General features: G+C 67.5%; 24 protein-coding genes. 5 read left to right on the forward strand and 19 right to left on the reverse strand.

Features of this window, described 5'->3' with window-relative positions:
- Positions 1 to 46: 46 nt before the first annotated feature.
- The 12 genes from M8009_RS15125 to metK form a co-directional block, all read right to left on the reverse strand.
- Complete coding sequence (locus M8009_RS15125; protein ID WP_250062691.1) at positions 47 to 1,459, reverse strand: NADH-quinone oxidoreductase subunit N; 1,413 nt, start codon at positions 1,457 to 1,459, stop codon at positions 47 to 49.
- Positions 1,459 to 2,946, reverse strand: a complete 1,488-nt coding sequence (locus tag M8009_RS15130; RefSeq protein WP_250062693.1) for a complex I subunit 4 family protein — start codon at positions 2,944 to 2,946, stop codon at positions 1,459 to 1,461. The genes M8009_RS15125 and M8009_RS15130 overlap by 1 nt, the downstream gene beginning before the upstream one ends.
- A complete protein-coding gene (locus tag M8009_RS15135; protein WP_250062695.1) occupies positions 2,943 to 4,892 on the reverse strand; it encodes an NADH-quinone oxidoreductase subunit 5 family protein in 1,950 nt (649 codons plus the stop codon). Before M8009_RS15135 ends, M8009_RS15130 begins: the two co-directional genes overlap by 4 nt.
- Positions 4,892 to 5,197 carry an NADH-quinone oxidoreductase subunit NuoK gene (nuoK, locus tag M8009_RS15140; RefSeq protein WP_250062697.1) on the reverse strand — a complete coding sequence of 102 codons (306 nt, stop codon included), beginning with the start codon at positions 5,195 to 5,197 and terminating at the stop codon, positions 4,892 to 4,894. The genes M8009_RS15135 and nuoK overlap by 1 nt, the downstream gene beginning before the upstream one ends.
- A gap of 198 nt (positions 5,198 to 5,395) precedes the next feature.
- Positions 5,396 to 6,013 (reverse strand): NADH-quinone oxidoreductase subunit J, encoded by a 618-nt coding sequence (locus tag M8009_RS15145; RefSeq protein ID WP_250062699.1) that lies wholly within the window; start codon positions 6,011 to 6,013, stop codon positions 5,396 to 5,398.
- Positions 6,014 to 6,065: 52 nt separating this feature from the next.
- Positions 6,066 to 6,992: a complex I subunit 1 family protein gene (locus M8009_RS15150; protein ID WP_250062701.1), complete on the reverse strand. Its 927-nt coding sequence runs from the start codon at positions 6,990 to 6,992 to the stop codon at positions 6,066 to 6,068.
- Positions 6,989 to 8,293 (reverse strand): NADH-quinone oxidoreductase subunit D-related protein, encoded by a 1,305-nt coding sequence (locus tag M8009_RS15155; RefSeq protein ID WP_250062703.1) that lies wholly within the window; start codon positions 8,291 to 8,293, stop codon positions 6,989 to 6,991. The genes M8009_RS15150 and M8009_RS15155 overlap by 4 nt, the downstream gene beginning before the upstream one ends.
- Entirely contained in the window at positions 8,284 to 8,631 is a 348-nt protein-coding gene (locus tag M8009_RS15160; protein WP_250062705.1) for an NADH-quinone oxidoreductase subunit A, read from the reverse strand. The genes M8009_RS15155 and M8009_RS15160 overlap by 10 nt, the downstream gene beginning before the upstream one ends.
- Positions 8,632 to 8,743: 112 nt before the next feature.
- A complete protein-coding gene (locus tag M8009_RS15165; protein ID WP_250062707.1) occupies positions 8,744 to 8,977 on the reverse strand; it encodes a hypothetical protein in 234 nt (77 codons plus the stop codon).
- Between the two features lie 84 nt (positions 8,978 to 9,061).
- Positions 9,062 to 10,471: an adenosylhomocysteinase gene (gene ahcY / locus M8009_RS15170; protein WP_250062709.1), complete on the reverse strand. Its 1,410-nt coding sequence runs from the start codon at positions 10,469 to 10,471 to the stop codon at positions 9,062 to 9,064.
- An 84-nt stretch (positions 10,472 to 10,555) separates the two neighbouring features.
- Positions 10,556 to 12,235 carry an NAD-dependent DNA ligase LigB gene (gene ligB / locus M8009_RS15175; RefSeq protein WP_250062711.1) on the reverse strand — a complete coding sequence of 560 codons (1,680 nt, stop codon included), beginning with the start codon at positions 12,233 to 12,235 and terminating at the stop codon, positions 10,556 to 10,558.
- A gap of 93 nt (positions 12,236 to 12,328) precedes the next feature.
- On the reverse strand, positions 12,329 to 13,549 hold the full coding sequence (gene metK, locus M8009_RS15180) for a methionine adenosyltransferase (RefSeq protein ID WP_250062713.1): 1,221 nt from the start codon (positions 13,547 to 13,549) through the stop codon (positions 12,329 to 12,331).
- Between the two features lie 231 nt (positions 13,550 to 13,780).
- Between metK and tkt the strand changes: the two genes are divergently transcribed.
- A complete protein-coding gene (tkt, locus tag M8009_RS15185; protein ID WP_250062715.1) occupies positions 13,781 to 15,772 on the forward strand; it encodes a transketolase in 1,992 nt (663 codons plus the stop codon).
- 81 nt (positions 15,773 to 15,853) lie between these two features.
- Here tkt and M8009_RS15190 read toward each other — a convergent pair whose 3' ends face one another.
- The 3 genes from M8009_RS15190 to M8009_RS15200 all read right to left on the reverse strand — a co-directional run bounded on the left by M8009_RS15190 (position 15,854) and on the right by M8009_RS15200 (position 17,925).
- Positions 15,854 to 16,906 carry a class I fructose-bisphosphate aldolase gene (locus M8009_RS15190; protein WP_250062717.1) on the reverse strand — a complete coding sequence of 351 codons (1,053 nt, stop codon included), beginning with the start codon at positions 16,904 to 16,906 and terminating at the stop codon, positions 15,854 to 15,856.
- 129 nt (positions 16,907 to 17,035) lie between these two features.
- Entirely contained in the window at positions 17,036 to 17,425 is a 390-nt protein-coding gene (locus tag M8009_RS15195) for an Hsp20/alpha crystallin family protein (protein WP_250062719.1), read from the reverse strand.
- A gap of 41 nt (positions 17,426 to 17,466) precedes the next feature.
- Complete coding sequence (locus tag M8009_RS15200; protein WP_250063070.1) at positions 17,467 to 17,925, reverse strand: Hsp20/alpha crystallin family protein; 459 nt, start codon at positions 17,923 to 17,925, stop codon at positions 17,467 to 17,469.
- Between the two features lie 501 nt (positions 17,926 to 18,426).
- Between M8009_RS15200 and M8009_RS15205 the strand changes: the two genes are divergently transcribed.
- From M8009_RS15205 to fba, 3 genes are all read left to right on the forward strand, one after another.
- The gene (locus tag M8009_RS15205; RefSeq protein WP_250062720.1) at positions 18,427 to 19,491 is read left to right on the forward strand and encodes a type I glyceraldehyde-3-phosphate dehydrogenase; all 1,065 of its coding nucleotides are present in this window, start codon (positions 18,427 to 18,429) and stop codon (positions 19,489 to 19,491) included.
- Positions 19,492 to 19,529: 38 nt separating this feature from the next.
- Complete coding sequence (locus M8009_RS15210) at positions 19,530 to 20,696, forward strand: phosphoglycerate kinase (protein WP_250062722.1); 1,167 nt, start codon at positions 19,530 to 19,532, stop codon at positions 20,694 to 20,696.
- Positions 20,697 to 20,779: 83 nt separating this feature from the next.
- A complete protein-coding gene (gene fba, locus M8009_RS15215) occupies positions 20,780 to 21,844 on the forward strand; it encodes a class II fructose-bisphosphate aldolase (RefSeq protein WP_250062724.1) in 1,065 nt (354 codons plus the stop codon).
- A gap of 65 nt (positions 21,845 to 21,909) precedes the next feature.
- On the opposite strand, the gene M8009_RS15220 is transcribed toward fba, so the two are convergent.
- The 3 genes from M8009_RS15220 to M8009_RS15230 form a co-directional block, all read right to left on the reverse strand.
- Positions 21,910 to 22,437, reverse strand: coding sequence for a histidine phosphatase family protein (locus tag M8009_RS15220; protein ID WP_250063072.1), 528 nt, complete (start codon positions 22,435 to 22,437; stop codon positions 21,910 to 21,912).
- A gap of 65 nt (positions 22,438 to 22,502) precedes the next feature.
- A complete protein-coding gene (locus tag M8009_RS15225; RefSeq protein WP_250062726.1) occupies positions 22,503 to 22,793 on the reverse strand; it encodes a DUF4235 domain-containing protein in 291 nt (96 codons plus the stop codon).
- Between the two features lie 210 nt (positions 22,794 to 23,003).
- Positions 23,004 to 23,336: a hypothetical protein gene (locus M8009_RS15230; RefSeq protein ID WP_250062728.1), complete on the reverse strand. Its 333-nt coding sequence runs from the start codon at positions 23,334 to 23,336 to the stop codon at positions 23,004 to 23,006.
- A gap of 418 nt (positions 23,337 to 23,754) precedes the next feature.
- Here M8009_RS15230 and M8009_RS15235 point away from each other — a divergent pair, with 418 nt between their 5' ends.
- Complete coding sequence (locus M8009_RS15235) at positions 23,755 to 24,792, forward strand: sodium:calcium antiporter (RefSeq protein ID WP_250062730.1); 1,038 nt, start codon at positions 23,755 to 23,757, stop codon at positions 24,790 to 24,792.
- Here the strand turns inward: M8009_RS15235 and M8009_RS15240 are convergent.
- Positions 24,743 to 26,509 carry a potassium channel family protein gene (locus M8009_RS15240; protein ID WP_250062731.1) on the reverse strand — a complete coding sequence of 589 codons (1,767 nt, stop codon included), beginning with the start codon at positions 26,507 to 26,509 and terminating at the stop codon, positions 24,743 to 24,745. The two genes, M8009_RS15235 and M8009_RS15240, sit on opposite strands and share 50 nt — an antisense overlap.
- Between the last annotated feature and the right edge of the window lie 4 nt (positions 26,510 to 26,513).

Here is a 26,513-nt window from a genome sequence, read left to right on the forward strand (position 1 = left end):
TTGACCGGCCGTCCTGGTGGCCGGGGCTACTCGCTTTCGTCGATCGCTAACCCACGAAACCCAGTACGGCCGCCAGCACCAACCCGCCTTCTGCGCCCAGACTCGCCGCGATGAGCAATACCCCACTTGTCAGCATGGTCAGCCAGGACCAGGTGCCGAGCACATGCACTTCACCCGCGAGCGGCTTGAACATGGTTACTGCGATCACTCGCAGGTAGTAGAACAGGGACAGAACGGTATTGATGGCGGCGACCACGGCCAGCCAGGTATAACCGCTGGCGATGGTCACCTTGAACAGCAGGAACTTGCCGAAGAAGCCCGCCAGCGGCGGGATGCCGACCAGCGACAGCAGTGCCAGGATCAGGATCAGGGTGGTGATCGATTGAGTGCGGCCAAGGCCGCGGTAATCCTCGAGGGCCGTGCGCCCGCGCAGATGGGTCACCACCGCGAAGGCAGCCAGATTAGCCAGGGCATAGGCGGCAAGAAAGGCCAGCAGCGCACCCGGCGCCTGGGGCTCGACGCCGATCACCACCACCGCCATCAGCGCATAGCCCGACTGGGAGACCGACGACCAACCGAGCAGACGTCGCACGTCGGTCTGCTTGAGCGCCGCCAGGTTGCCCAGGGTCATGGTCACCACGGCGATCAGGGCGACGATGACCGGCCATAGCTGCGACGCGGGCAATAGCGACACGAACCGCGCCAGCGCCACCGCGGCCCCGACCTTGGGTGCCACGGTAAGCAGCGCGGCGATAGGTGCCGGGGCACTCTGGGCGACATCCGGCATCCAGGCATGACCTGGAAACGCCGCCAGCTTGAAGGTCAGCCCCAGCACGATACAGGCCACCGCCACGCTTAGCGCCAGCGGTGCCGCATTCGGCGATGCCGCCAGAACCTGGGCCGTGCGTGCGTAATCGGTATCCCCCACCAGGCCGAACAGCAACACCACGCCGACCACCAGCAGGGAATTGGTCAAGGCGCCGATCAAGAAGTACTTCATGCCCGCCTCCAGCGCCGGCGCGAAGCCACGGTGGTAGGCCACCAGCGGGTAGCTTGCCGTGGAGGAGAGCAGGATACCCACCACCAGCTCCATGCTGTCGTTGGCCGAGGCCATCATGATCACGCCGAGCAGGGTAAACAGGCACAGCGCGTAGTATTCCCCGTGTCGTCGGTCGCGGCGCATCCAGTCCGGCGACAGCGCGACGGCAATCGCCCCGGCCAACAGCACCAGCAGCTTGGTGGCCACCGCCGCCGTGTCCAGTGCCCAGACGCCGGAGAAGGTCCGCATCGGGGGTTGCTGCCACTGCATCAGGCTGAATACCGCCGCAAGTGCCAGGGCGATCAAGGCCAGCCCAGCGGCCCAGGCCTGATGCTTGTGTGGCGCAAAGGAAGCAAACAGCACGATGATCACCGCGCCGACCAGCAAGACGATCTCGGGCAGCAGGTCACCGATGGGCATCAGCGAACTCTTACCAGGATCGCGCTTGATGCCTCGATGAGCGTCAGCAGAATGCGCGGGTAGACACCGATCACCAGGATGCCCAGGGACAGCACGCCAAGCACGCCCCACTCGGCGGGTTCGAGATCGCGGAATCCGCCCAGGTGTGCCGGCAGGCGACCGAAGAACAGCCGGCGCAGCAGATCCAGAAACAGCGCGGCGGTGATCAGGATGCCCAGCACGCCGAGCACCGTCAGCCAGGGATAGATGGCGAAGGTGCCGGCGAAGACCTGAAACTCGGCTACGAAGCCGGCCAGCCCCGGCATGCCCAGGCTGGCGAAGGCGGCCAGCACCGTGAAGCCGGTCAGCAACGGGGCCTGATGAGCTAGGCCGCCGTAATGATCCAGTTCATAGTCGCTGGTGCGCTGCCAGAAGGAGCCGCAGATCAGAAACAACGCCCCGGTGATCAGGCCATGGGCGACCATCTCCACCGTGGCCCCGGTCAATGCCAGCTGGCGGGCGGTCTGGTTATCGGCAAACAAGGCGGCCGCGGCGGCGATCCCCAACACCGTATAGCCCATGTGGTTGATCGAGGTGTAGGCGATGCGGCGCTTCAGATTGCTCTGCCCCAGCGCCACCAGGGCGCCGTAGACAATGGCGACCAGCGCGACGATACCGACGACAAGCGAATACTCGGCGAAGGTTTCCTGCATCATCGCAAACGGCAGGCGGATCATGCCGTAGGTGCCCATCTTGAGCAGGACCCCAGCGAGGATCGCCGAGGCCGGCCCTGGCGCATCGACGTGGGCCTGAGGCAGCCAGGTGTGCAGCGGCACCAGGGGTGTCTTGATGGCAAAGCCCAGCATCAGCGCCAGGAACACCAGGCCGGCATAGAGGCCGCTACCCGCCAAGGGCTGTTGCTCGATCAGCACGCGCATATCGAAGGTGAAGGGATCGAGGGAGAGATACAGGCCGATGATCGCCAACAGCAGAAACAGCGAGCCAGCGAAGGTGTAAAGGAAGAACTTGAGCGCTGAGACCTGGGGCGTGCCGTGCCCCCAGCGGCCGATGAGAAAAAACATGCCCACCAGGGACAGGTCGAAGAACACATAGAACAGCAGCAGATCCAGCGCCAGGAACACCCCCAGGGAGACCGCCTGCAGAAACAGCAGCCAGGCGTAATACTGGCGCGGTTGGCCCAGGGTATCCACCGGGTAGACGATGGCAGCAACGAACAGCAGCGCACTCATGGTCGCCACCGCCAAGGCGATGCCATCCACCCCGACCCGGTAGGCGACACCGATGCTCGGTACCCAGCGCATCTCATCGACGTGCTGAAAGAGCGGCCCCGCCGGATCAAAGCCGACCCAGGCAACCACCAGCGCCAGCAGAGACAGTGCGGCCACGCCCGCTGCGCATTGCCTCGCTCGCGCCTCACTCCAGCGCGGGAAGGCGGCGAGCGCGACGGCGCCCATCAGGGGTACGATCCAGGCGACGGTGAGAATCACAACCAGGCTCCTATGACCAGAATGGCAAGAATGACGGCAAGGCCCAGACTAATGCCGGTGTAGTAATGATGCGTCTGGCCGCTCTGTGCCCGACGCGCCCAGTAGCCGCCCCATTCGCTCAAGCGGATCACGAGCCCTGGCATGCCCTCGGAAACAGCCTCACCTTGTTGGGCATGTCGGCGCGCCAGCCACTGGCCGAAGCGCGCCGTTCCACGCAGCCCGGCATCCACGACCCGGTCATCGAAGCGCGCCAGTTGGCACCGTGCCAGCCATTGGCCGAAGCGCGCCGTGCCACGCAGCCCGCCATCCACGACCCGGTCATCGAAGCGCGCCAGGAAGTGGCCGAGCATCACGGCTCCTTGGGCGATTGCCTGGATGGCCACCGGCAGGCCGAACCAGCCGGCGGCGCGCTCCAACCAGATGCTCGACCGAGGTTGGCGACGCGTCATGACGAACCCCACCGCGATGCCCAGCACGACCAGTACCAGGGAGACGACCAGCTCCCAGGTCTTGCTTTTCGCCAACGCCAGAGGCAGTACTTCGGCGACCCAGTCCTGGGCCTCGGGCCACCAGACGACAGAGAGCAGCAGCGTCACCCCGGCCAAGAGCATGAGTGATCCACTTTCCGCACGGGAGGGGCGCGGGCCATCGGGTAGCCTAGAGCGCTCTCGACGCAACGGGCGACCGTAGGCCAGCAACTGAAAGCGCGTGGCATAGAGCGCGCTCAAGCCCCCGGCGAGGGACACCAGTAGCGCCAGCCAGACTGCCTGGTGCCCCGCCGCCGCCGCGATCTGCTCCTTGCTCCAGGCGGCGCCCAACGGGACCATGCCGGCCAAGGCCAGGCTCATCACGCCGACGGCCAGGGCAATGCCCGGCAATCGGCCTCCCTGGCGCATGTCGTGCAGTTGGTAACTGCCGGTCTGGCGCTCGGCGAGCCCCGCCGCGAGGAACAGTCCGGCCTTCAGGAAGGCATGAGCGACGAAGTGCAGCAGGGCCACGCCGGGGAAACCCGCCCCGACCGCGACCCACATCAAGCCGTATTGGGCGGACGTCGAAGCCGCCAGCAGCTTCTTGGCATGGCACTGGAATATCCCGACTACGCCTCCGACCAGAGCGGTCGCCAAGCCAATGGCGATGACCAGCGGGGCGAACCACTCGACGGTGGAGAGCGTTGGCTGCAATCGTGCAAGCAGGTAGATGCCCGCCGCCACCATGGTCGCCGAATGCAACAACGCCGACACCGGCACCGGGCCGGCCATGGCGGCGAACAACCAGGAGGAGAATGGCAGTTGCGCCGACTTGGCTGCCGCCGCCAGCAGAATGCCGGCTATCGCGACTCCTAAGAGCCCATCGTCCAAGGCCGCCAGGCCGGCATAGCCGAAGCCGCCGCTGCCGGCGAATACCGCCGCCGCGGCGATATACAGGCCCAGGTCGCCGAAACGCGTGACCAGGAAGGCCTGGGCCGCCTCCTTGGGCACCTCCACCTGGCCCCACTTGTGAGAAATCAGCGCCCAGGAGCAGGCACCGACCAACTCCCAGGCAATCAGCAGCGTCAGAAAATCATTAGCCAGCACCAACAACTGCATGGCGCCGACGAAGGCCAGCAGCACTGCCATCAGTCGCCGCCCCTGGGGTTCGGCACGCCGCTGGTCAAAACGCAGGGTCACCTCATGAGAGCCGGCGTAGGCGACGATCGGCAGGGCGATCAGCGGTATCGTCACGGCAAAGACGCTACCGGCGGCGGAGAGCTTGAGAGTCAGCGCCAGCGTCTCGCTCCAGGCAACACCGCCCTGCCAGCCGCTCATGACCGCCAGGCCGGCCAGCACCAGAGTGACCAGCACGACAAGCGCCGCCGATAGCGAGAGTCCGAAACGGCCAAGGCGTCGGCCACCAAGGTAAAGCAGGATCGCGCCCAGCAACGGCACCAGCACGAGGGTCCATAGCATCAGTGCTTCAACTCCGTGATGCCCTCGGTCACGTCCGCCTGCTTGGTGCGGAACACCGCCACCACCAGGGCGAAGCCCATCGCCATCTCGATGGCCATCACCGCCATGACCACGATGGTCAGCAGTTGCCCCTCCGGCGCACCGGCGCCACTCAATGCCCAGAACGCCACGGCGGCCAGCATGACGCCGTTGAGGATCAGCTCAAGGCCCATCATCAGCATCACGAAGGACTGCTGGGATAGCGCCCCGTAGAAGCCGATACCGATCAGTGCGGCGGCCAATAGCAATAGGGTAACCAGTGTCATTCTTGCCTCCTTTCGCGCCAGGCAATGGCAGTTGGACCTGACGAGGAGCGCCGAGGACAGGTCGAAGAGGGAGGCCTGCGCCATGAGGCGTAGGTAGCGACGAAAGGCGGATTCACAGCGCCCCTCCTGGACCTGCTGCCGGATCGGCTCCGCGCATCAACATCCACGGCGATGGCCCAGCTCGGCGCTCCATTCCCATCAGTGGCAATGGTGATGACCACCGCCCTCTTCTTCATCCTCCTTCGGCATGCCCGCAGGATCGCCCCCAGGCACCAACCCCGGCGGCATCGAGCCTTCATGGGCGCCCCCATAGCGCCCGCGATGGCTCGACAGCACCACCACGCCGATCATGGTAGTCAGCAGCACGATGCCCGCGGACTCGAAGATCAGCATCGAGTCACCTAGCAACTCATTACCCAGGGAGGTAACCGGATCGAGGTCCGCCGGCAGGGGGTTGGTGGGAAACTCCGCCAGCAGCGCCACACCGGCCAGTAACACGAAGATCACGACGCCGGCGGCAATAGAGAACTTATGCTGGTGAACCATCATCATCGGGTTCAGCCCTGCCGGATTCATCATGAACATGACCATGAAGGTCGCCATGACCATCATCTCCACGGCCATCATGAAGAACATCGCCACGCCCAGATATTCCGCCGCCAGCAGGATCATGATCACGCCCACGGCGATGAACGACACCAGCAGGAAGAAGGAGGCGCGCACCATCGAATCGGTACAGAACACGCGCCAACCGGAAACCACCGCGAGAATGGCCAGTAACAGAAACGCGATATCAACCGTGAGGGGATAATCCATTTCAGCAGCGCCTCCGCTTATTCTTGAAGCTACTTATTCATGAAACTACGTCTTACAACAATGCTTCCATGCCCGCCCAGATCAGGTCGATAAAGGACAATGGCAGCAATACCACCCACATGAGGGTGACGCAGCGCTCCGGCTGAACCCGTGGCACCAGCCGGCCGATCAGCAACAGCACGGCGAGCACCACCAGCATCTTGATGACCATCCACAGCGGGCCCGGCAACCAAGGCCCCAGCCAGCCGCCGAGGAAGGCGCTGGCCGCCACGCCGCTGAAGGCCACCAGCATCGCCGCCCGGGCCAGGTTCCAGACCAGTCGCGGCGGACCAGACACCGCCGACGCCGTGCCTCCGGCCAAGTCCCGGGAGTCTGCCAGGTTGAACGGCCCCCAGAAGGTCATGCCCAGACCGACGATCAGAAACAGCGGCAGGCCCAAGGGCTGACGAATGACATTCCACATCTCCGCCTGGGAGGCCACTACCTGGCTGAATTGCAGCGACTCCGCCGGTAGCGCCACGCCAATCAGCACGAACATGCTGATAAGAATGTAGGAGAGACCCAGGGCCACGTAACGGTAGGCGCCGATCAGCGCCAGCAGCGTGTTTGCGGACCAGCCATGCAGGAAGATCACCACCGTGGCCAGGGCCTCGACGCTGCCCCACAGCACCACGCTGGTCGTCAGATCGGTGGGAATCAGCGTCGGTGACCAGGGCACCACCGCCAGCCCGGTCGCGGCCAGGGCCAGATAGAGGGCCGGCGCCAATCGCCAGGCTCGCCAATCCGGCGCCTCGGTGGTGTTGGCCTGCTGAGTTAGCAACCAGGCGCCTTGGGTCAGCGGCGCCAGCCAGGCACTTTGGCCCCGGGGCGCACCCAAGGCAGCACCGATAGCGCCGTCGATCACCCCTACCAGATAGGCACCAACCGCCAGGGTCGCCAAGACTACGAACACCGGAAGGAGGAGTTCGCTTACGATCATGCCTGGCGCTCCTCATCGTCTTTTAGCGACGTCTCCGACAATGGCTCCAGGGGCCATTCGGAGACCCCGGCCAGGTCCAGGCTAGCGATGGTGGTCAGCGCCTCATCCCATTCCAGGCCAGGCAGAAGGTCCTCGAGTATGTCGCTGGCATCCTCGGGCCGGTAGTCATCCCAGGGGCCGCGCGGCGTCTCGACGGCCTCGGTCATCTCGCTGTACAGATCCTCCTGCTCGGCCCGGCACGCCAACTGCAAGGAGTGGTCGATTTCCGCCAGGGTCTGTCGCCAGCGAGCGTTGGTGTCACCACCACGTTGCACGATCGGCGTGAAGCCCAACCGGCGGTAGGCGGCATCTCGGCTGCGCAGATCCTCCTCGAGCCCTGCAGCCCTGGCAGCGATACCGCCTACTCGGCGAGCCTGGCCCGCCTCGAGGCGGCCCCGCCCGGCCGCCGTCAGACGAAAGAAGCCACAACGCGTCAACCAGCGATGCAGCCGTCCCACTCGGCTTTCGACATTCAGCCCTCGAGACAGACGCAATGCCACCAGCGCCAGGTGCTCAAGCCCGGACAGGCGCAAGGAAAACGCCAGACGTTGCAGATGATGGCGCGCCCGGGCAAGCTCGAGTTCCGCGATGGGCACCGGCCGCTGCAGCGCCTCGTGGAACACGTTCTCGAGCGCGATGGGATACGGGGCAAGCTGGGTCACCCAGCTCTGAACAAGATCGCCCTGCAGGGTCACCTTCGCGCCCAACCCCGGGGGCAGGACTGGCAGGAAAGGGCCGAGAGTGACGGTCAGCGAATCCAGCGTCAGCCCGTCACGAATGTCGTCGTGCATGTTCATGGCCATGGGTCGGCCGTAGGGGACACCGCCCATCATGCCTTCGCCGCCGTGCCCATCGTCACCCAAGCCCTCCCAGGGATTGGGAGGCTCATCCGGCAACAGCCGCGGCGAACTGTCGCGCCTTCCACTCATCAGCTCACGATGGAGGCGCTTCAATGCCTCGGGCAGGGCTTCGGGGTCATCAACGCGCAGGTCACCGGCGAGTTCGCTCAGGGGGGCACTGCGATACCACAGGGTGGCAAAAGGCGCGGGGAGTTGGTCGTGCAACCGACGCAGCGCCTCATGCAGGTCCGGCGGCACACCACCCGCTACCAGCAAGATGCTGGCATGCCGCGGCGAGTCGACCAGTTCGATGCCCGGCGTCAGGGCCAGCCGATGCAGTATCGTGTCGCCGTGCATACCCAGCGCGGGAAATACCGGTACCCTGGCCCGTGCCGCCAGGCGGGAAAGCCAGCTCACTGCCACTTGAACACCCCCTCGCGCCAGCCGTAAACGATGCCCACGGATAAAATGGCCAGGAACATGCCCATCTCCATTACCGCCTTCATGCCCTGCTCGACGTAGACGACCGCCCAGGGATACATGAACATCATCTCCATTTCGAAGGCGATGAGCAGCAGCGTCATGGGGTAATAACGAACGTGGTAACGGTTCCAGGCGTGGGTCTCGGGCAAGCCCCCGCCGAGGAAAGGCGCGCGCTGGGGATAAGTGGGCATTGTTTGATGGCACATAGCTAACCACTGCACTCCCAGGCCGGCACCCAGCGCGACCAACAGCACGATTAGCAGCGTCAGCAGTTCCATGTGCACCCCATGCCCACTCTCCCTATCGGTTTACCCAAGCTTAAGCATAGATCTTGGAGCCCGAATATAGGTCAAGGCGAGCAGTGGCACTGAATACGCCAGCCCGTTCCGGTCAAGGACCACTCAACAAGCGGTTGACCACGTAACTGATGGTCAGTCCTTGAATCAGGATCGAGAACAGAAAGATCAGGTAGTTCACGGTGAGCAATGCGACCCGAGCCTCGCCGCTGGGGCTGGGAATGGACTGCACCAGGGCCACCGAGACCCCACCGCGCAGACCATAAGATGACTCTGGTGAAAGAGCATCAGCGGCAGCTGCGCCGCCAGTTCGCTGCGCGAAGCTCATCCGCCGCCGCTTCTCTGATAGGGGTGTTGACCACCAGCAGGATCGAGCCCTGGCCGACGGCGTGATTCGATAGCAACGATGCGATCAGTAGCGATAGGCCTCCGGCTTGTAGGGCCCGTCGACGGCGACGCCGGTGTAGTCGGCCTGCTCCTTGGTCATGCGGGTGACCACACCGCCGAAGCCCTGCACCATGTAGCGGGCGACCTCCTCGTCGAGGTGGCGCGGCAGCACCGTCACGCCGAGGGCGTCCCGCCGGTCGCTCTCGGGCAGCTCGGCGAAGCGGCCATCGAAGAGGTGGATCTGCGCCAGCACCTGGTTGGCGAAGGAGCCATCCATTACCCGGGAGGGATGGCCGGTGGCGTTGCCCAGGTTCACCAGGCGCCCCTCGGAGAGCAGGATCAGGTAGTCGCGACTGTCGGGGTCGAAGTGTCCCGGCTTGCTGTCACGGTAGATCTGATGCACCTGGGGCTTCACTTCCTCCCAGTGCCAATGCCGGCGCATGTAGGCGGTGTCGATCTCGCTGTCGAAGTGGCCGATGTTGCAGACGACCGCGCCCCGCTTGAGGGCCTGGAGCATGGGGGCGTCGCAGGCGTGGATGTTGCCGGTGGCGGTCACCACCAGGTCGATCCGCGAGAGCAGGTCACGATCGATGCTCTCAAGGCCGCGATTGACGCCCTCCCGATAGGGCGAGACCACCTCATAGCCGTCCATGCAGGCCTGCATGGCACAGATCGGGTCGATCTCCACGATGCGCACGATCATGCCTTCCTGGCGCAGCGAGGCGGCCGAGCCCTTGCCCACGTCGCCATAGCCCACCACCAGCGCCTGCTTGCCCGCCAGCAGGTGGTCGGTGGCGCGCTTGATGGCGTCGTTGAGCGAGTGGCGACAGCCATACTTGTTGTCGTTCTTCGACTTGGTGACGGCATCGTTGACGTTGATCGCCGGCACCTTGAGCAGGCCGTCGCGCAGCATCTCCTGCAGGCGGTGCACCCCGGTGGTGGTCTCCTCGGAGATGCCATGGATAGCGTCCAGCAGTTCGGGGCGCTTCTCGTGGAGCAGCGCCGTCAGGTCGCCGCCGTCGTCGAGCACCAGGTTGGGGCTCCAGCCGTCAGGGCCCTCCACCGTCTGCTCGATGCACCACCAGAACTCCTCCTCGCTCTCGCCCTTCCAGGCGAACACCGGGATGCCGGCTGCGGCGATGGCGGCCGCGGCATGGTCCTGGGTGGAGAAGATGTTGCAGGACGACCAGCGCACCGTGGCCCCCAGGTCCACCAGGGTCTCGATCAGCACCGCGGTCTGGATGGTCATGTGGATACAGCCGGCGATACGTGCGCCGGCCAGCGGCTGCTCGCCGCGGTACTTGTCGCGGATCGTCATCAGCGCCGGCATCTCGGTCTCGGCGATGCGGATCTCACGACGTCCCCAGTCGGCGAGGGAGAGGTCGGCAACCTTGCAGTCGGTCGCCACGGGGGCAGAAACGGCGGGGTGGTTCATCGAGCGACACCTCTATCAGGACAAAAAGCGTGACCTCACTATAGGCAGTGAGCATGACCCCGGACAACCAACGCAGGCGCACGCCTAGAAGCCGTCGATGCCGGCCTCGCCCAGTCGCCGCGCCAGGACCCGCACCTCGGGATGGGCGAAGAAGTCGACCAGCGCCGCGGCGCGATCGGCTCCCACCCCGGGTAACGCCGCCCAGTCACGGTGGCCATGGCCGCTCAGGGTCGCCCAGTCCGCCGGCAGGGCGGCCTCGACGCCGGGCGGTGCCCCCAGCGCCTGCAGCCAGCGGGGAAACGCTGCCGTCCGGGTCGTCTCGAAGGCCGCCATCAGGGCCCCGGCACGCACCTCGCCGATGCCGTGGGCGCGGCGCAAGGCGCGTTCGTCCAGGGCCAGCCAGTCCAGCAAGCCGGTGACCAGCCCCGCCTCGACCAGAGAGCGCCAGGTGCCCGGCCCCACGCCGGGCAGGTCGAGCCCCTGGGAGCCGCCCAGCCAGGTGAGGCGCTCGAGGAACTGCGCCTCGCAGCCCGGCAGCGGATGAAAGCAGCTCAGGGCATGGTAGGCCGCCGGGTCGGGCGCCTCGACCGCCGGGCGCTCGGCGGCTCGCCAGGCCACGCTCTCCAGCCGGGGAATCGTCAGGCCGGCCAGGGCGACCACCACCTGGTCGCCCGGGCGGATGTCGAGCGCTTGCCAGCGAGCCAGCGAGCCCAGGCCGACCCGGCGGATCGTCCGGCCCTCCAGTTCGACGGGATGCAGGTGCAGCAGCGGGGTGATGCGACCGGTACGGCCGATGCGGAACGCGACCCCGCGCACCTCGGCGAGTGCCTCCCGGGGCGGATGCTTCCAGGCGGCGGCCCAGCCCGGCGGCTCGGCCCGCCACTCCCGTCCCGGTGGGCGGCGCCCCTGGCGCAGCACCACCCCGTCGGTGGCGAAGGGCAGTGGGCCGCGGTACCAGCGCTCCCGCCACAGCGCCACCTCGGCCAGGGTCGCCACCGGCCGGGTCAGGGCGACGGCTTCGTCGAAGCCCAGGTGCTCGAGCCTCTCGAGTCGTTCCTCCATCGTCGCCGGGCCATCCGGCCAGTCCCAAACGAAGAAACCGATGCGCCGCGCCGCGTCGGCCTCCAGTGCCTCGCGGGCCAGCAGCCCGGCCACCTCGCTGCGTGCCCCGGCGGTGCCCGTCTCGGCCTGGACATGCTCCGCCAGGCGCAGATGGAGCTCGCCCTGGAGGGTCGCATCGATCGCCTCCGGCAGCCGCACGGGGATCGCCGGTATGCGGCGGGCCGCCACCGTCCAGTCCTGGCCATGGAGCCCGTCCCCTCGGCTTACCGCCCTCGCCAGGCGCCCCCGCGCGTAGGCCAGGGTAACCGCTACGCCGTCCACCTTGGGCTGCATCCAGACGTCGTCGCGGCGGGACAGCCAGCGGCGCACCGCGGCCTCGCCCTCGAGCTTGGCGAGCCCGGTCTGTACTACGGGATGGCGCACCGGGCCGGCCGGCCGCGAATCGTCAGGCGCAGTGCCCTCGCCCACCCCCGGATAGCAGCGCCGCCAGGCCGCGAGCCGCTCCCGGGCCTGGTCATAGACGCCATCGGAGACCGGCGACTCGCCGCGGCGGTAGTAGGCGTCGTCCCACCCCGCCAGCCGTTCGGACAGGGCGGCTAGCTCGCGCTCGGCGCGCTCGCCTGTCCAGTCGGGACAGGCCACGGCCGGGGACGGGAAGAGCAAGGAGAGGGCCAGCAGCCAGCCGGCCAGGTAACGGGGCATCAGGGCGGCTCCCACGCGAGGACTGCCCTGACCATAGCAACGGGCCCCGCCTGGCGCTGCCAGCGGGGCCCGTCATCGGCTGTAAGCGATCTCCTACAGCCCGGCCGCCTGGCGCAGGGCGTGGGCGCGGTCGGTCTTCTCCCAGGGGAAGGCCGTGAAGGTCTCGGTATGCTCCTGGCCCTGGGTGTCGGTCCAGGTGTAGGAGGCCTCGAAGGGCTCGCGACCGAAGTGGCCATAGGCCGCCGTCAGCCGGTACATGGGATGCAGCAGGTCGAGCATGCGGGTGATGGCGTTGGGCCGCAGGTCGAAGTGCTCGCGCACCAGCTCGATGATGCGCACGTCGTCCACCCGGCCGGTGCCGAAGGTGTTGACGGCGACCGAGGTGGGCTCGGCCACGCCGATGGCGTAGGAGACCTGGATCTCGCACTTGTCGGCCAGGCCGGCGGCGACCAGGTTCTTGGCCACGTAGCGGCCGGCATAGGCGGCGCTGCGGTCGACCTTGGAGGGGTCCTTGCCGGAGAAGGCGCCGCCGCCGTGGCGGGCGGTGCCGCCGTAGGTGTCGACGATGATCTTGCGCCCGGTGAGGCCACAGTCGCCCACCGGGCCACCGATCACGAACTTGCCGGTGGGGTTGATGTGGTACTTGGTCTCGGCCGAGAGCCACTCGGCGGGGATCACCTGCTCGATGATCTCGCGCTTGACCATCTTGCGCAGCTCATCCGGGTCGATCTCCGGGTCGTGCTGGGTGGAGAGCACGATGGCGTCCACCGCACAGGGCTGGCCCGCCGCATCGTAGCGGAAGGTGATCTGGCTCTTGGCATCCGGGCGCAGCCAGGGCAGCAGGCCGTGCTTGCGCAGCTCGGCCTGGCGCTCCACCAGGCGGTGGGCGTAATGGATCGGCGCCGGCATGTAGGAGTCGGTCTCGTTGGTGGCGTAGCCGAACATCAGCCCCTGGTCGCCGGCGCCCTGGTCCTCGGGCTTGCTGCGGTCGACGCCCTGGGCGATGTCCACGCTCTGCTTGCCGATCAGGTTGAGCACGCCGCAGGTCTCGCCGTCGAAGCCGACGTCCGAGGAGGTGTAGCCGATACCGGTGATCACCTCGCGCACGATGGCCTCGAGGTCGACCCAGGCCGAGGTGGTGATCTCGCCGGCGACGATCGCCACGCCGGTCTTGACCAGGGTCTCGCAGGCCACCCGGGCCTGCTTGTCGCGGGCGATGATGGCGTCGAGCACCGCATCGGAGATCTGGTCGGCGATCTTGTCCGGATGCCCCTCGGACACGGACTCGGAGGTGAACAGGGAGTATTCGCTCATGGCGTCCTCGGCCCTCTTTATATCGGCAATAGGCAGTCGCGAAGTCTACACGCTGCGGCTGTCCCGGGCATCCGCGATTTGAGTCGGGGCGGCAAGTCGGCGACAATAGGCGCCCGAATTCGATCGCGCCGCCCCGTCCCGCGGCGTCACCCAGCCAGAAGCCACGTCCGGCCACTCCCCCTGGCCCGTGCGTGTCGTTGCCTACTTTCTGCCGCAGGCGAGGAGCACACCATGCCGTCCCGATTCGAACTGGCCAATGCCATACGCGCGCTGTCCATGGATGCCGTCCAGAAGGCCAATTCCGGCCATCCCGGCGCGCCCATGGGCATGGCCGACATCGCCGAGGTGCTGTGGAACGACTACCTCGTTCACAACCCGGCCGACCCGCACTGGCCCGACCGCGACCGCTTCGTGCTCTCCAACGGCCACGGCTCCATGCTGCTCTACTCCCTGCTGCACCTGACCGGCTACGAGCTCAGCCTCGAGGAGCTGCAGAACTTCCGCCAGCTGCATGCCAAGACCGCCGGCCACCCGGAATACGGCTATGCCCCGGGCGTCGAGACCACCACCGGCCCGCTGGGCCAGGGCCTGGCCAATGCGGTGGGCATGGCCCTGGCCGAGCGCACCCTGGCGGCCCAGTTCAACCGCCCCGGCCACACCATCGTCGACCACCACACCTGGTGCTTCGTCGGCGACGGCTGCCTGATGGAGGGCATCTCCCACGAGGTCGCCTCGCTGGCCGGCACCCAGAAGCTCGGCAAGCTGATCACCTTCTACGACGACAACGGCATCTCCATCGACGGCGAGGTCGAGGGCTGGTTCACCGACGACACCGCCAAGCGCTTCGAGGCCTATGGCTGGCACGTGGTGCCCAACGTCGACGGCCACAAGCCCGAGGAGATCAAGGCCGCCATCGAGCTGGCTCGCAGCCATGACGACAAGCCGAGCCTGATCATCTGCAAGACCATCATCGGCTTCGGCGCCCCCAACAAGCAGGGCAAGGAGGAGTGCCACGGCGCGGCGCTCGGCGAGGAGGAAGTCGCCGCCGCACGCCGCCAGCTCGACTGGCCGCATGCGCCCTTCCATGTGCCCGAGGAGATCTACCGCGGCTGGGATGCCACCGAGGCCGGCCAGGCCCGCCAGGACGCCTGGAAGGAGCGCCTCGCGCGCTACGCCGAGGCCTTCCCCGAAGAGGCCAGGGAACTCCAGCGCCGCCTCAAGGGTGACCTGCCGACCAGCATCACCAGCGAGGCGATGATCGAGGCCGCCCAGGCCAAGGGCGACAGCGTGGCCAGCCGCAAGGCGTCGCTTGCCTGCCTCGACGAGCTCGGCCCCCAGCTGCCCGAGCTGCTCGGCGGCAGCGCCGACCTGGCGCCCTCCAACCTGACCTTCTGGAAGGGCGCCCAGGCGATAAGCCCCGACGCGCCGGGGGGCAACTACCTGCACTATGGCGTGCGCGAGTTCGGCATGGGCGCCATCATGAACGGCATCGTGCTGCACGGCGGCTTCGTGCCCTATGGCGCCACCTTCCTGATCTTCATGGAGTACATGCGCAACAGCGTGCGCATGGCGGCGCTGATGGGCCAGCAGGCCATCTACGTCTTCACCCATGACTCCATCGGCCTGGGCGAGGACGGCCCCACCCACCAGCCCATCGAACAGCTGACCACCCTGCGTTCCACCCCCAACCTGGCCACCTGGCGCCCCTGCGACAGCGTGGAGACCGCCGCCGCCTGGGACGCCGCCATCAAGCGCCGTTCCGGCCCCACCGCCCTGGTCTTCTCCCGCCAGGGCCTGCCGCACCAGGCGCGCAGCCGGCAGCAGCTGGCCGACATCCAGCGTGGTGGCTACGTCCTGAAGGACAGCGAGGGCACCCCGGAGCTGATCCTGATCGCTACCGGCTCCGAGGTCGGCCTGGCCATGGACGCCGCGGCGCGGCTCGAGGAGCAGGGGCGCGCGGTGCGCGTGGTCTCCCTGCCCTCCACCGACCTCTTCGACCGACAGGATGCCGAGTACCGCGAGCGGGTGCTGCCCGCCGCCGTCACCGCGCGCCTGGCCATCGAGGCCGGCCATCGCGACTTCTGGTACAAGTACGTGGGCCTGAACGGCGCCATCCTCGGTATGACCACCTTCGGCGAGTCCGCGCCGGCCGGCGACCTGTTCAAGCACTTCGGCTTCACCGTGGACAATGTGGTCGAGCAGGCCGAGACGCTGCTGGGCTAACCCCGCCCGACAGTTCCTCGTCCCGAACGCAGGCGGGCCCGGCATCTGCCGGGCCCGCCTGCGTTGGTAGCCGCGATCGCCTCAGGCGATGGTGACGTCCTTCGCCAGGTAGACGTCCTGGATGGCGTTGAGCAGCTCGACGCCCTCGCCCGTGGGCTTCTGGAAGGCCTTGCGGCCGGAGATCAGCCCCATGCCGCCGGCACGCTTGTTGATCACCGCGGTGCGCACCGCCTCGGCGAGGTCGGAGGCGCCCTTGGAGCCACCGCCGGAGTTGATCAGCCCGGCACGGCCCAGGTAGCAGTTGGCCACCTGGTAGCGCGCCAGGTCGATGGGGTGGTCCGAGGTCAGCTCGTCGTAGACCCTGGCATGGGTGTGGCCGAAGGCGATGTCACGGTAGCCGCCGTTGGTCTCGGGCAGCTTCTGCTTGACGATGTCGGCCTTGAGGGTGGCCGCCAGGTGGTTGGCCTGGCCGGTCAGGTCGGCGGCCACGTGGTAGTCGGTGCCGTCCTGCTTGAAGTCCGGGTTGCGCAGGTAGGCCCAGAGCACCGTGACCATGCCCAACTCATGGGCACGCTCGAAGGCCTCGCTGATCTCCATGATCTGGCGACGGCTCTCGTGGGAGCCGAAGTAGATGGTCGCCCCCACGGCCACGCAGCCCATCTCGAAGGCCTGCTCGACCTGGGCGAACAGCGTCTGGTCGTAGATCGCGGGGTAGCTCAGCGTCTCGTTGTGGTTGAGCTTGAGAATCATCGGGATCCGGTGGGCATAGCGGCGCGCCACGGCGGCCAGCCCGCCGAGGGTCGAGGCCACGGCGTTGCAGCCGCCCTCGATGGCCAGCTCGACGATGTTGGCCGGGTCGAAGTAGCGCGGGTTCGGCGCGAAGGAGGCCCCCGCCGAGTGCTCGATGCCCTGGTCCACCGGCAGGATGCTGAGATAGCCGGTGCCGGCCAGGCGGCCGTGGTCGAACAGCGCCTGCATGTTGCGCAGTACGTTCGGGCGGCGGTCGCTCTGGGCCATTACCCGGTCGATGAAATCCGGGCCGGGCGGGTGGATCGTCTCGGCGGGCACGCCGCGGCAGACGTGTCCCAGCAGGGTGTCGGCCTCGCTGCCCAGCAGCTTGGTGATATCGTTCATGTCGTTCCTCTCCTTGGTACCGGTGAATACGCTCTTCCCAGCGTAGGGGAAAACGGTACCGAGAGGAGGCCGCGCATGCAACGGGAGCCCCTGCCCGCGCGGAGCAGGGGCTCCCGGGTCAGCGCCCGCTCAGGCCGCCTTGACCTCGATGCGCCGCCGGCGGTGGGTCTCCTTGCGCGGCAGGACCAGCTCCACCACGCCATTGTCGATGCGCGCCTGGATGGCCTCAGCATCGATCTCGTGGCTGAGGGTGAAGCGCCGCGCATAGCGCTGGGCTCGCACCTCGGCATAGATCGCGGTCAGCCCCTCGGGCATCTCGAGGCGTACCTCGCCCTCCAGGCTCAGCACGTTGTTGTCCACCTCGATATGCAGCGATTCGCGGGTCACGCCGGGCATGTCGGCGATCAGGTGCAGCGCGTTGCCGTCCTCGAAGATATCCACCGGGGGCAGCAGGGTCTCCACTTCCTGCTCGCGGTCGGCCGGCGCCTGGGGGGCATCATGACGTGTCACATCGTTCATCTCGCTCACCTCCTCGGAAGTCCTCGAACACACGACCTGTCTCACGCCGCCTGGATGGCGATGCGCCGCGGCTTGAGCTCCTCGCGCTTGGGCAGCAGCACCTCGCACACCCCGTCGCGAAAGCGCGCCTCGGCCCGCTCGACGTCCAGGCCATCCGGCAGCGCCAGCGAGCGGCTGAACTCGCCACGGAAGCGCTCGAGGCGGAAGTCGGTGCGCGCCGCCGCCGCCTCGGGCGCGGCGTCGGGCCCACGCCGGCCCGAGACGGTCAGCACGTTGTCCTGGAGGCTCACCTCCAGCTCTTCGGCCGAGAGGCCGGCGGCGAACACATAAACCCGTACCGCATCGTCGGTGCGCCCCACGTTGATCATCGGAAAGCTGCCGCGGGGCACCGAACGGATATCCGCGGCACCGGCCTCGGGCAGCATCTCGTCCATCCATTGCCGGAACCAGTCCAGGCCCTGGGTCCGGCCGGTATCGAAACGCCTGAGATCTCCGAACATCACGAACACCTCCTACGCTGATTGACCTCGTGTCGATGGGCGGGGAGAGGCCACTTGCAGCTGACATCGCCCCGCTAATCTGCACAATAGGAGCGCTTCGGCGTTTTTCAAGGGCCTCGGTTGCGCCCTCTACCCTGCTCGCGAAAGCTCTTCTCGTTTAGGACATCCCATGCCGGTATTGCGCGGTTTTCTCGGATCATCGCACTTCGGCGTGAAGACGGCGAAGTGCCCTGCGAGAGCGCAATTTATTGCCGGTGCGACGCCTCAACGAATGGCGCCGACAGGCGCCCATGGTGGCCACGGAACATCGATGCCCTTGGCCATCGCGCAGCAGAGCTGCGCTCCCACAATGGCCACAGGGCCTGCGGCTATCGCCTCGATGAACAGCGTTCTATTCATGCGATAGCCACTACTGGTGGGCCCCTAGAGCAGACGATCGGGGCGCAGATGCGCTAGAATCGCCGCTTCGTGTTTCCCGGTTCCGGAGTCCCTGTCACCCCCATGGCCCTTCGCATCGCCATCAACGGTTACGGCCGCATCGGCCAGTGCGTGCTGCGCGCCCTCGTCGAGGCAGAAGCGTCACGCCACGCCTCGCCCCATGAGCCGCGCCTGGAGATCGTGGCGATCAACGAGCTCTCGGATCTCGCCACCATTGCCTACCTGACCCGCTACGACACCACCCATGGCCGCTTCCCCGGCAGTGTGGAGGTGGAGGGCGAGCGCCTGGTGGTGAACGGCCGGGCCATCCGGGTGCTCTGCGAGCCCGATCCGGCAAGGCTGCCCTGGGGCGAGCTCGGCATCGACCTGGTGCTGGAGTGCTCCGGCAGCTTTCGCGACCGCGCCACCGCCCAGCGTCACCTCGCCTCCGGGGCCGGCCGGCTGCTGTTCTCCCAGCCCGCGGAGAGCGACGTCGATGCCACCATCGTCAGCGGCATCAACGACCAGACCCTGGCCGCGCACCACCGCATCGTCTCCGCGGCCTCCTGCACCACCAACTGCCTGGTGCCGGTGCTCACCGTGCTCGACGAGGCGCTCCAGATCGAGCACGGCGTGACCACCACCATCCACTCGGCGATGAACGACCAGCCGGTGATCGACGCCTACCACCAGACCGACCTGCGCCTGACCCGCTCGGCGATGCACTCCATCGTGCCGGTCGATACAGGCCTCGCCCGCGGCATCAACCGCCTGATGCCCCACCTGGCCGGTCGCTTCGAGTGCCTGCACGTGCGGGTGCCGACCATCAACGTCTCGACCATGGACCTGTCGATCTGCGTGCGCCGCGATACCACCGCCGAGGCGGTCAACGCCCTGCTGGCCGAGGCGAGCCGCGGCCGCCTCGCCGGGCGGCTCGGCTACACCGAGGAGCCGGTGGCCTCGGTCGACTTCAACCACGATCCGCGCTCGGGTATCGTGGACGCCACCCAGACCCGGGTGGCCGGTGGCCGCCTGGTCAAACTGCTGTGCTGGTTCGACAACGAGTGGGGCTTCGCCAACCGCATGCTCGATGTCGCCCGGCGCCTGGCCGCCCTGCCCCCGGCTCCGCCCGACACCCCCGACAGATGACGTCCCTTCGGCTTTCCCCAGACGAGGAACCTGCTTCCATGAACGTGCGCAAGATGACCGACCTCGACCTCAACGGCCAGCGGGTGCTGATCCGTGAGGACCTGAACGTGCCCGTCAAGCACGGCAAGGTGACCAGCGACGCCCGCCTGCGGGCCAGCCTGCCGACCATCCAGGCCGCCCTGGACGCCGGCGCCCGGGTGATGCTGATGAGCCACCTGGGCCGACCCACCGAGGGCGAGCCGGCCGAGGAGTTCTCGCTGGCGCCGGTGGCCGAGCACCTCGGCGAGCTGCTGGGCCGCCCGGTCCGCCTGGTCACCGACTATTTGGACGGCGCGGTCGAGGTCGCCGACGGCGAGGTGGTGCTGCTGGAGAACGTGCGCTTCAACCCGGGCGAGAAGAAGGACGACGAGGCGCTCGCCCGGCAGTACGCCGCGCTCTGCGACGTCTTCGTGATGGATGCCTTCGGTACCGCCCACCGCGCCCAGGCCTCCACCCACGGCGTGGCGCGCTTCGCCCCCACCGCCTGCGCCGGCCCGCTGCTGGCCGCCGAGCTCGACGCCCTTGAGAAGGCGCTCGCCACCCCGGCGCGCCCCATGGTCGCGGTGGTCGGCGGCTCCAAGGTCTCCACCAAGCTCGAGGTGCTCAACGCCCTCTCCGAGAGGTGTGACCAGCTGATCGTCGGCGGCGGCATCGCCAACACCTTCATCGCCGCGGCCGGCTACAACGTGGGCAAGTCGCTGCACGAGGCCGACCTGATCGACCAGGCGAAGGCGCTGATGGCCAGGGTCGAGATCCCGCTGCCGACGGACGTGGTGGTGGCCACCGAGTTCTCCGAGTCGGCCGAGGCCGTGGTCAAGCCGGTCGACCAGGTCAACGACGACGAGATGATCCTCGACATCGGCCCGGATACCGCCGGGCGCCTGGGCGGCCTGCTCAAGGATGCCGGCACCATCCTGTGGAACGGCCCGGTGGGCGTGTTCGAGATCGACCAGTTCGGCAAGGGTACCGAGGCGCTGTCGCTGGCCATCGCCGAGAGCAACGGCTTCTCCATCGCCGGCGGCGGCGACACCCTGGCGGCCATCGACAAGTACGCCATCGAGGATCGTGTCTCCTACATCTCCACCGGCGGTGGGGCCTTCCTCGAGTACGTGGAAGGCAAGACCCTGCCGGCGGTGAAGGCCCTGGAAGATGCCGCCGCCCGCTGAGGCACCGCCCCCCTCGAAATCCACTATCCGGCGTGGCCCTCGTGGCCACGCCGTCATGATCTCTATACACGACAGGTGACCCCATGGCTCTAATCAGCATGCGCCAGCTGCTGGACCACGCCGCCGAGCATGGCTACGGCGTGCCGGCCTTCAACGTCAACAACCTCGAGCAGATGCGCGCCATCATGGAGGCCGCCGACGAGACCGACTCGCCGGTGATCGTCCAGGCCTCCGCCGGTGCCCGCAAGTATGCCGGCGCCCCCTTCCTGCGCCACCTGATCCTGGCCGCCGTGGAGGAGTTCCCGCACATCCCGGTGGTCATGCACCAGGACCACGGCACCAGCCCCGGCGTCTGCCAGCGCTCCATACAGCTCGGCTTCTCCTCGGTGATGATGGACGGCTCGCTGGGCGAAGATGGCAAGACCCCGATGGACTACGACTACAACGTCGACGTCACCCGCCGCACCGTGGAGATGGCCCATGCCTGCGGGGTCTCGGTGGAGGGCGAACTGGGCTGCCTGGGCAGCCTGGAGACCGGCATGGCCGGCGAGGAGGACGGCATCGGCGCCGAGGGCAAGCTGGACCACGACCAGCTGCTCACCGACCCGGAGGAGGCCGCCGACTTCGTCAAGGCCACCGGCGTGGACGCCCTGGCCATCGCCATCGGCACCAGCCACGGCGCCTACAAGTTCACCAAGCCCCCCACCGGCGACACCCTCTCCATCCAGCGCATCAAGGAGATCCACGCCCGCATCCCCGAGACCCACCTGGTGATGCACGGCTCCTCCTCGGTGCCCCAGGAGTGGCTGGCGGTGATCAACGAGTTCGGCGGGCAGATTCCCGAGACCTACGGCGTGCCGGTCGAGGAGATCGTGGAGGGCATCAGACACGGCGTCCGCAAGGTCAACGTCGACACCGACCTGCGCCTGGCCTCCACCGGCGCGGTGCGCCGCTTCCTGGCCGAGAACCCGGCCGAGTTCGACCCGCGCAAGTTCCTCAAGGCCTCCACGGCGGCCATGAAGGCGATCTGCAAGGCGCGCTACGAGGCCTTCGGTACCGCCGGCAACGCCAGCAAGATCACCCCGATCAACCTCGAGGCGATGTTCCTGCGCTACGAGCGTGGCGAGCTCGACCCCAGGGTCAAGTGATCACGGCGCATTGAACCACAGGGGCGGCCGCGGGCCGCCCCTGTCGTTTGCGGCGACTGCCGCCCTCAGCGGATGCGGCCGACCACGTCCAGGCCCTCGGCACCGGGCCTTGCCACGACGATCTCGCCGGACCCGACGCCTCCGCCCACCAGGGCGGTGATGTTGACCTGGTGGGTGACCAGCACCAGGGCACCCTCGCCACCCCAGTCGCGGATCAGGGCGCGAGCGGCGCGGGTGCGGCCGTCGGCCTCGCCGCGATCGCGGAAGAAGGAGTCCAGCGCCGGGGTGGGGATGACCTCGCCGAGCCCCAGCAGCTCGGCGGTCTCCAGGGCACGGCACCAGCGGCTGGCATGCACCGCCGCCACCGTTATCCCCCGTTCGCAAAACCGTTCGCCGATGGCTCGAGCCTGGGCGCGGCCATCCGCGGAGAGGTTGCGCTGGGTGGTGCAGTCATCGAGCACAAAGCCCGGCGGATCGCCGATACCGGGCGCCAGGGCATGGCGCACCAGGGCCACATGCCCACCCTGCGCCAGGGCCCGCCAGGCCGCAGCCTCATCGTCCGTCCCGGCCATGGCCTGAGCGGCGAGGAGCATCGCCACCAGGCAGGTCCACCACCCGCCGGCGCGGCGGCACGCGCTGCGACCCGAGCCCATGGGCGCTATCGCCCGAGCCGGCGCAGCGCCCGCCGACCGCGGCCGGGACGGGGGGCACGATGCATCACCTCGCGGCCGGCGCGGCGTCCCACCACCCGGGCGACCCCCACCAGCACGCCGGTGGCCGCCCCCCAAAGCAGGGCCTGTCGCCAGCCCACATCCGGCTCGTCGGGATTCGCCGGCGGGGCTTCGCCGACCTCATGCCGATAGGCCTTGTCGGCGGTCCTGCGGGCCATCACGCTGGCGGCCACCGCCGCCGCGGAGCCGACCAGTGACCAGAGGGTCTCCTGCTTCATCCTTACCTCGCCTGCCGTGACATCATGCGCCGCAGGAGGTGCCCCCTGCGGCCCTCGCTTCATGCTAGCCGACCCTGGGCCGGATGACGCCCCCGGCAGGGCGGCACAGACAAAAAACCGCCCCGATCAACGGGGCGGCAACACCTCTTCGCTCTGAAGACTGCCATCACGAATCAGGGGCGAGCCACCCCGGGGGGCTCGCCCAGAGCCTTACCAGGTGGACTCCTCGTCGTCCTCGCCCTCTTCGGGCTCATCCCACTCTTCCTCTGCCTCCTCGTACTCCTGGTCGGAGCCGTCATCGGAGCCAGAGGTTTCCCACTCCGATTTCTCCTGCTCCTCGTTCTCGTACTCGGTGCTGGTAACGCTGGCGCCGGCATTGTCGCTGGAGCCCATGGCCTCACCGGAGTCGCTGGACTCCTCCTGCTCCGTGGTGGTGGCGGGTTCGTACTCCTCATCACCACCGCCAAAAGCCAGCGGGCTGGCGATCAGGCCGAAGGACACACCGAGGATACCGAGCTTCTTGAGAGTTTCCTTGGACATCATGTTCACACCTCCATCGAATCGTGGACTGGCGAGATTGTGAAAGCCGCCTGGCTTTACGTCCCGGCCGGTGCCCCCCTGTGATAGCGGGCGGCTCATGCCGGCCGTGTTGCTCACCCTACGAGCTGCACCCATCGGGCCAGGATGCCAAAAGGAAGATATAAAACCATTTATTTCAATAAGATAAATAATAGATGCGCACTGGGATCCACCGCCCTGATCCGCTTCACGGGTGGCGAGATCTGGCACATGGTCCCAGGTCGCACACTCACCGCAAGGCGTTCGGCCCCCTGCCCAGGCGGGGCATAACGCGCTACGCTCGTCTCGATACCCCGCCCCCAGGAGCCTCCATGGACAGCGCAGTGCTCTCGCCACGCCCGGCGGCAAGGGACACGACCGCCAGGGTCGGGAAACGAACCCCATGACGTCGCTGCTGGACGAGCCGTCCCTCGGCATGGCCCTGCTGCTGTTCGGCGGCTGCGCCCTGGTGATTGGCGTCGTGGGGACCCGGCTGACCGGGATCGTCGACGACCTGGCGGATCGCACCGGCCTCGGCGAGGCCATCGCCGGCGCGGTACTGCTGGGCATGGCCACCTCCCTCTCGGGCATCGTGGTGTCGGTCTCGGCGGCGCTGGCCGACCGTCCGACCCTGGCGATGAGCAACGCCCTGGGCGGCATTGCCGTGCAGACGCTGTTCCTGACCATCGCCGACATCACCCACCGGCGCGCCAACCTGGAACATGCCGCGGCCTCGCTGGGCAACCTGATGCAGGCAGGCCTGCTGCTGTGCCTGCTGTCGCTGGTGCTGGTGGGACGCTTCGCCCCCGAGTGGACGCTATGGCAGGTGCACCCCGTCACTCCGCTGCTGCTGCTCGGCTACCTGTTCGGCCTGCGCCTGGTGGATCGCAGCCGCGACAACCCCATGTGGCGACCCGCCCAGACCCGGGAGACCCAGCCCGACGTGCCCGACGAGCGGGCCATGAAGCGCTCGGCGACAAGGCTCTGGCTCTCCTTCGTGGCCCTGGCGGCGATGCTCGGCATCAGCGGCTGGCTGCTGGAGCGCTGTGCCGCGGTGATCGCCGAGCAGACCGGCCTCGGGCAGTCGGTGGTGGGGGCGCTGATGACGGCGGTGGTGACCTCGCTGCCGGAGCTGGTGACCTCGGTGGCGGCGGTGCGGCGCGGCGCCCTGACCCTGGCCGTGGCGGGCATCATCGGCGGCAACGCCTTCGACACCCTGTTCGTCGCGGCCTCGGACATCGCCTACAGGGGTGGCTCGGTCTACCACGCCATTCCCGACACGGTCGCGTTGTGGGTCGCCCTGTCGCTGCTGATGACCGGCATCCTGATGGTCGGGATGATCCATCGCGAGCGCCAGGGCCCTGGCCGCATCGGCTTCGAGAGTGTCGGTATCATCGCCTGCTACCTGGCCGGGGCGCTCGCCCTGCTGCTGGGCCCATGACTCGACGTCGCCTCTCCTCCAGCCATGCGAACAGGACCCCGCGCGGTGCATCGACCCCGGTGACGACATAGCGCAGCGTATAGGGATTATGCAGCGTCGCCTGCAGCATGTGTTCCACCCACTGGATGCCGCAGAAGAGGATCTCGTCACCGGCGTCGAGCGGACACTCCTCATCCGGCAGCATGATCGAATGGCCCGCCCGGCGAACGGCGAGCGCGACGCACGGGAGCGCTTCCGGGAACGCACGCGCATCGCGACACAGCGCACCCAACGTCACAACACCACCGGCTTCCAGATAGTCAGTCACCGCCGGGGCCTCCCCCGGGACCAGCCTGACCGACCACAGGTGCGGGGGTTCCGTGCCCGTGGCTACCTGCAGGCGGGCCACCAGGCCTTGCGTCTGGGCCGGTTCCTGTTCAGCGAGCCATTCGATCAGTTCCTGGACAAGCGGCGAGATCAGCAGCTTCAGGATCCGGCGCGCCGTTGTCAGGCTGTGCTGGAGGACCAGGTCGGCCCGCGCGGCATCGAACGCGACCTGGTTCTCATGACGGTTCTGGCGCACGATGCGAAACGCCTGCGGATTGAGCTCCGTCACCGACAGCAGCGTGCTGAGATTGTCGGCATCGCGATCGGTCGCGGCAACGACCCCGGCCGCATTCTCGATCCCCGCGGTCACCAGAGCCAAATGATCGGCGTGCGACTGGACCATGACCGCACCGTCTCCGGCCTCTTCGGTGTCCACTTCCGGATCGATGATCCGCACGCCGACGCCCTGGGCCTCGAGGTAGCGATGGATCCAGTGCCCCATCCGTCCGTACCCGCACAGGATCCAGTCGCCGCGCGGAACCTCTAGCGGTACCCCGAGCTTGACGCCACGAGCGCCCACGAACCACGAATTGAGGTTGTGCAGTTCGGGACGGACGATCGCCCAGTGAAGGAGCTGGGCGAAGATCTCGAACGGGTCGACGACCGTGACGTTGTCCAGTGCCCGCAGATTGGCCTCGTGGCGCGCCGAGGTCGAACGACAGATGACCCTGAGCCGCGGGTTCAGATGCCGTGCCATCACCGCGATCTTGAGATTGACGTCGTCATCGTTGGTCAGCGCGACCAGGGCCCGACACGCGGGATGTTCGACTCCCGCGGCCAGGAGGTGTTTCGGCGCACTGGTGTCCGCGCAGAGTCCCGGCATCGCGACCGAGTAATCGCGCACGCCCAGTGCCTTGATGCGTTCGGGGTCGGAATCGAGTATCACCGCGCGCATACGGTGGTCGCTCAGGCCCCGGGCAAGCAGGCTGCCGGTATCGCCGAAACCGCAGAGGATGACGAAAGGCTCCCTGTACTGCTTGACCTTGCGGGCGAAGCGGAACCCATCCATGGCCTGGCTGAAATGGGGGTTCTGAACCAGGCGAATCAGGGAGCCGATCGCATAGAACCAGGCGGTGGCGCCGGTATAGAGACAGAAGATCGTCCACAGGCGCTGCTCCTCGCTGAAGCCGTTGGGCAGTTCGCCGAAACCGGTGGTGGTCGCCGTGTAGGTGAAGAAATAGAAGGCGTGGAAGAGACTCATGTTGGTCGTCTCACCATCGACGACCTGGCCTGGCATCAGGGCCATGCCCATGATGCCCACCGAATACACGAACAGCAGCGCGAACAGCGGCCGGCGCATATAGCGCAGGACGATCATCGTCACCCGGTCGAGATCGGAGGTCGGCGTCATGCGT

Source organism: Halomonas gemina (assembly GCF_023554995.1).
GTDB lineage: Bacteria > Pseudomonadota > Gammaproteobacteria > Pseudomonadales > Halomonadaceae > Halomonas > Halomonas gemina.

Excerpts from the sequence above, each read along its gene's own strand:
- M8009_RS15125 (WP_250062691.1), bottom strand. The coding sequence starts at position 1,459 with ATGCCCATCGGTGACCTGCTGCCCGAGATCGTCTTGCTGGTCGGCGCG.
- M8009_RS15135 (WP_250062695.1), bottom strand. The coding sequence starts at position 4,892 with ATGCTATGGACCCTCGTGCTGGTGCCGTTGCTGGGCGCGATCCTGCTT.
- nuoK (WP_250062697.1), bottom strand. The coding sequence starts at position 5,197 with ATGACACTGGTTACCCTATTGCTATTGGCCGCCGCACTGATCGGTATC.
- M8009_RS15145 (WP_250062699.1), bottom strand. The coding sequence starts at position 6,013 with ATGGATTATCCCCTCACGGTTGATATCGCGTTTCTGTTACTGGCCATT.
- M8009_RS15150 (WP_250062701.1), bottom strand. The coding sequence starts at position 6,992 with ATGATCGTAAGCGAACTCCTCCTTCCGGTGTTCGTAGTCTTGGCGACC.
- M8009_RS15160 (WP_250062705.1), bottom strand. The coding sequence starts at position 8,631 with ATGGAACTGCTGACGCTGCTAATCGTGCTGTTGGTCGCGCTGGGTGCC.
- M8009_RS15165 (WP_250062707.1), bottom strand. The coding sequence starts at position 8,977 with ATGAGCTTCGCGCAGCGAACTGGCGGCGCAGCTGCCGCTGATGCTCTT.
- ahcY (WP_250062709.1), bottom strand. The coding sequence starts at position 10,471 with ATGAACCACCCCGCCGTTTCTGCCCCCGTGGCGACCGACTGCAAGGTT.
- ligB (WP_250062711.1), bottom strand. The coding sequence starts at position 12,235 with ATGCCCCGTTACCTGGCCGGCTGGCTGCTGGCCCTCTCCTTGCTCTTC.
- metK (WP_250062713.1), bottom strand. The coding sequence starts at position 13,549 with ATGAGCGAATACTCCCTGTTCACCTCCGAGTCCGTGTCCGAGGGGCAT.
- tkt (WP_250062715.1), top strand. The coding sequence starts at position 13,781 with ATGCCGTCCCGATTCGAACTGGCCAATGCCATACGCGCGCTGTCCATG.
- M8009_RS15190 (WP_250062717.1), bottom strand. The coding sequence starts at position 16,906 with ATGAACGATATCACCAAGCTGCTGGGCAGCGAGGCCGACACCCTGCTG.
- M8009_RS15195 (WP_250062719.1), bottom strand. The coding sequence starts at position 17,425 with ATGAACGATGTGACACGTCATGATGCCCCCCAGGCGCCGGCCGACCGC.
- M8009_RS15200 (WP_250063070.1), bottom strand. The coding sequence starts at position 17,925 with ATGTTCGGAGATCTCAGGCGTTTCGATACCGGCCGGACCCAGGGCCTG.
- M8009_RS15205 (WP_250062720.1), top strand. The coding sequence starts at position 18,427 with ATGGCCCTTCGCATCGCCATCAACGGTTACGGCCGCATCGGCCAGTGC.
- M8009_RS15210 (WP_250062722.1), top strand. The coding sequence starts at position 19,530 with ATGAACGTGCGCAAGATGACCGACCTCGACCTCAACGGCCAGCGGGTG.
- fba (WP_250062724.1), top strand. The coding sequence starts at position 20,780 with ATGGCTCTAATCAGCATGCGCCAGCTGCTGGACCACGCCGCCGAGCAT.
- M8009_RS15220 (WP_250063072.1), bottom strand. The coding sequence starts at position 22,437 with ATGCTCCTCGCCGCTCAGGCCATGGCCGGGACGGACGATGAGGCTGCG.
- M8009_RS15225 (WP_250062726.1), bottom strand. The coding sequence starts at position 22,793 with ATGAAGCAGGAGACCCTCTGGTCACTGGTCGGCTCCGCGGCGGCGGTG.
- M8009_RS15230 (WP_250062728.1), bottom strand. The coding sequence starts at position 23,336 with ATGATGTCCAAGGAAACTCTCAAGAAGCTCGGTATCCTCGGTGTGTCC.
- M8009_RS15235 (WP_250062730.1), top strand. The coding sequence starts at position 23,755 with ATGACGTCGCTGCTGGACGAGCCGTCCCTCGGCATGGCCCTGCTGCTG.
- M8009_RS15240 (WP_250062731.1), bottom strand. The coding sequence starts at position 26,509 with ATGACGCCGACCTCCGATCTCGACCGGGTGACGATGATCGTCCTGCGC.